General features: G+C 60.9%; 3 protein-coding genes and 1 pseudogene. All 4 read right to left on the bottom strand.

The features are described from left to right. Nucleotides 1-183: 183 nt before the first annotated feature. Complete coding sequence (locus SB822_RS54235; RefSeq protein ID WP_410858742.1) at nucleotides 184-1,272, bottom strand: sn-glycerol-3-phosphate import ATP-binding protein UgpC; 1,089 nt, start codon at nucleotides 1,270-1,272, stop codon at nucleotides 184-186. 12 nt (nucleotides 1,273-1,284) lie between these two features. Beyond that, nucleotides 1,285-2,130: a sn-glycerol-3-phosphate ABC transporter permease UgpE gene (ugpE, locus tag SB822_RS54230; RefSeq protein WP_410858741.1), complete on the bottom strand. Its 846-nt coding sequence runs from the start codon at nucleotides 2,128-2,130 to the stop codon at nucleotides 1,285-1,287. Next, complete coding sequence (ugpA, locus tag SB822_RS54225) at nucleotides 2,127-3,011, bottom strand: sn-glycerol-3-phosphate ABC transporter permease UgpA (protein ID WP_410858740.1); 885 nt, start codon at nucleotides 3,009-3,011, stop codon at nucleotides 2,127-2,129. Before ugpA ends, ugpE begins: the two co-directional genes overlap by 4 nt. Before the next feature lie 74 nt (nucleotides 3,012-3,085). Then, a pseudogene (locus tag SB822_RS54220) lies at nucleotides 3,086-3,439 on the bottom strand (sn-glycerol-3-phosphate ABC transporter substrate-binding protein); the annotation flags it as partial. Nucleotides 3,440-3,514 lie beyond the last annotated feature (75 nt).

Below are 3,514 nucleotides of genomic sequence, written 5' to 3'. Positions count from 1 at the left end.
AACTAGCCTGACATGGAGGGCGGCAAAGAAAAGTAGGTGCCGCCCCGCACAGGGGCGACGCTTGAAGCACGAAGGCAAATCGCGGATGCCAGCGAAAAGGCAAAAACCAACACGCGCGCGCCGCGAAGGCGCCAATTAAAAAACGTCAAAAACTAACCAAAACGTCGCAGACAGACCAAAATCTCAATTCAACCGCCGCCCGCTTTCCTCATCAAAGAAATGAAGATGCACGGCAGGCACCGCGACCTGAAGCCGTTCGCCGGCTAGCGGCCGATGCCCATGCGGCAAACGCACAGTCACATCGTGCTTGCCCCAGCGCCCATGCGCGAGATTATCGGCGCCGAGCAATTCGCAAGAATCAACGGCAAGCGTGGCCGAAGACACAACGGCGTCCGAGGGTGTCATATGCTCCGGCCGAATTCCAAGCACACATGCCCGGCCCGCCGCGATTTCGCGGCCAACGCACGGCACGCCCGCCAAAGGCAACTTCGGTCCCTCTCCCGCAACTTCAAAAAAGGCGCCATCCTCCGTGATCCAGCCGTTCAGCAAATTCATCCCCGGCGAGCCGATAAAACCAGCAACAAACGTCGTCGCAGGCCGCTCATAGACCTCGGTGGGAGCACCGATCTGCTCCGCATGCCCGCGGTTCATCACGATCACACGCTGCGCGAGCGTCATCGCTTCGATCTGGTCGTGCGTCACGTATAGGCTCGTCGTCTTGAGGCGGCCATGCAGCCGCTGAATTTCGAGCCGCATCTGCACGCGCAGACGGGCATCCAGATTCGACAGCGGCTCGTCGAACAGAAACACAGCCGGCTCGCGCACGATCGCGCGGCCCATCGCGACGCGCTGTCGCTGGCCGCCCGACAGCTCGCGCGGCTTTCTAGACAGTAGCGGCTCGAGCTCGAGAATCTTCGCCGCCGTCAGCACCCGCGACTCGATCTTCGACTTCGTCAGCCCCGCAATCTTCAGCGCGTAACCCATGTTCTCCGCAACCGTCATGTGCGGATAAAGCGCGTAGTTCTGGAACACCATCGCGATGTTGCGATCCTTCGGCTCCAGGTTGTTCACAACCTTGCCGTCGATCGCAATCTCACCCTCGGTGATGGCCTCCAGTCCCGCGACCATCCGCAGCAAGGTCGACTTGCCGCAACCCGACGGCCCGACCATCACGACGAACTCGCCGTCCTCGACGTCCGCGTTGATGCCGTGCAGAACGTTCTGCTTGCCGTCGTACGATTTCTTTACGCCTTTGAGCGCCAGTGCAGACATGACTCTTTATCCTTATTTTTCCGCATCAACGAGACCGCGCACGAACCAGCGCTGCATCGCCAGCACGACGACGAGCGGCGGCAGCATCGCGAGCAGCGTCGCGGCCATCACGAGATGCCATTCGGTTGCGGTGTCGCCGGAAGCGATCATGCTCTTGATGCCGACCACGGCCGTCGTCAGCGATTGCTGGCTGGTGATCAGGATCGGCCACAGGTATTGATTCCAGCCGTAAATGAACGTGATCACGAAGAGCGCCGCGAGGTTCGTCTTCGACAGCGGCAGCACCACGTCCCAGAAAAAACGCAGCGGCCCCGCGCCGTCGATACGCGCCGCTTCAATCAATTCGTCGGGCAGCGTGAGGAAGAACTGGCGGAACAGGAACGTCGCGGTCGCGGACGCGATCAGCGGTAGCGTGAGGCCGGCGTACGTGTTGCTCAGATGCATCGACGACACGACCTGCACAGTCGGAAAGATGCGCACCTCGACGGGCAGCATCAGCGTGATGAAGATCAGCCAGAACGCGACGTTGCGGCCCGGAAAGCGAAAGAACACGATCGCGAACGCCGAGATGATCGACACGGCGATCTTGCCGATCGCGATCACGAGCGCCATCACGAGGCTGTTGACGAGCATCGTGCCGAACGGACTGGCGGCGTTGCCCGTGCCGTGCGTCCAGATGTTGGCGATGTTCTCGAACAGATGCGTGCTCGGCACGAGCGACAGCGGCACGTTGAACACTTCATGCTCGCTCATCGTCGCCGCGCAGAACGCGACGTAGACGGGGAACACGACCAGCACCACGCCGATCAGCAACACGACGTGGCAGAAGATATCGAAGCCGCGGCGATTCTCGATCATGAGTATTGAACCCTCCGCTCGATGAAACGGAACTGCACGACGGTCAAGCCGACCACGATCAGCATCAGCACCACCGACTGCGCGCCCGAACTGCCAATGTCGAGACCCTGGAAGCCTTCGGCGAAGATCTTGTAGATCAGCGTGCGCGTCGATTGCGCGGGGCCGCCGCCCGTCGCGGCGTCGATGATCGGGAAGGTGTCGAAGAATGCGTAGACGAGATTGACGACGAGCAGAAAGAACGTCGTCGGCGACAGCAGCGGCAGCGTGACGCCGAAGAAGCGCCGCACGGGACCCGCGCCGTCGATCGCGGCCGCTTCGATCAGCGAGCGCGGAATGGCCTGCAGTCCGGCGTAAAAGAACAGGAAGTTGTAGCTGACCTGCTTCCACACGGAGGCAAGCACGACGAGGAACATCGCCTGTCCCGGGTTGAGCGCGTGATTCCAGACGATGCCCGCCTTGCCGAGCGCAAAGGTCACGAGGCCGATGCTCGGGTTGAAAAGGAACGACCACAGCACGGCGGCAATCGCGGGCGCGACCGCGTACGGCCAGATCAACAGCGTCTGATAGGCTCTCGCGCCGCGTGTCACGCGGTCGGCGCAGGCGGCGAACAGCAGCGAGATCACGAGACCCGACACGGTGACGAGCGCGCAGAAAATCAGCGTCGTTTCGAACGATGCGAGATATAGCGGATCGCCAAATAGCTGCTTGAAGTTGCTCAAGCCGACAAATTCGCTCGACGTGCCGAATGCGTCCTGTGTCTGCGTCGATTGCCAGAGGGCTTCGCCCGCGGGCAGCAGAAAGAACAGCAGGGTGATCGCGAGTTGCGGCGCGACGAGCAGATACGGCAGGAAGCTGGTGCCGAAGCGGGAACGCTTGTCCATCGACGTCCTTAGCAACAGTGAACGGATGAGGCGCGCCTTGCCCGACAACGGCGAATGCGCGCCCCTACGGTGGATCAGCTACCCGCTTTCTCGAAGCGGCGCAGCAGTTCGTCGCCGCGCGACACCGACGAATCGAGCGCATCCTTAGGCGTCTTCTTGTCGGACCAGACCTGTTCGAGTTCTTCGTCGATGATCGTGCGGATCTGCGGCATGTTGCCCAGACGCAGGCCCTTCGTGTACGGCAGAGGCGGCTTGTTCAGCATCTGCTTGATAGCCGTGTCGCTACCGGGATTCTTTTCATAGAAGCCCTGTTGCTGGGTCAACTGATAAGCGGCCGTGGTGACGGGCAGATAACCCGTGTCCTGATGCCATTTCGCGGCGACAGGCGGAGAGCTGAGATAGGCGAGGAACTTCGCGACGCCCTTATAGTCTGACTGTGTCATAAAATTAATTCACAGCAGAGCGATACCTGGTACTATTGAATAATACAGACTCCGGGCGAT

This window comes from Paraburkholderia sp. SIMBA_054, from assembly GCF_046534875.1.
GTDB classification, from domain to species: domain Bacteria; phylum Pseudomonadota; class Gammaproteobacteria; order Burkholderiales; family Burkholderiaceae; genus Paraburkholderia; species Paraburkholderia hospita.
This window is presented reverse-complemented; position numbering and strand designations above follow the sequence as displayed.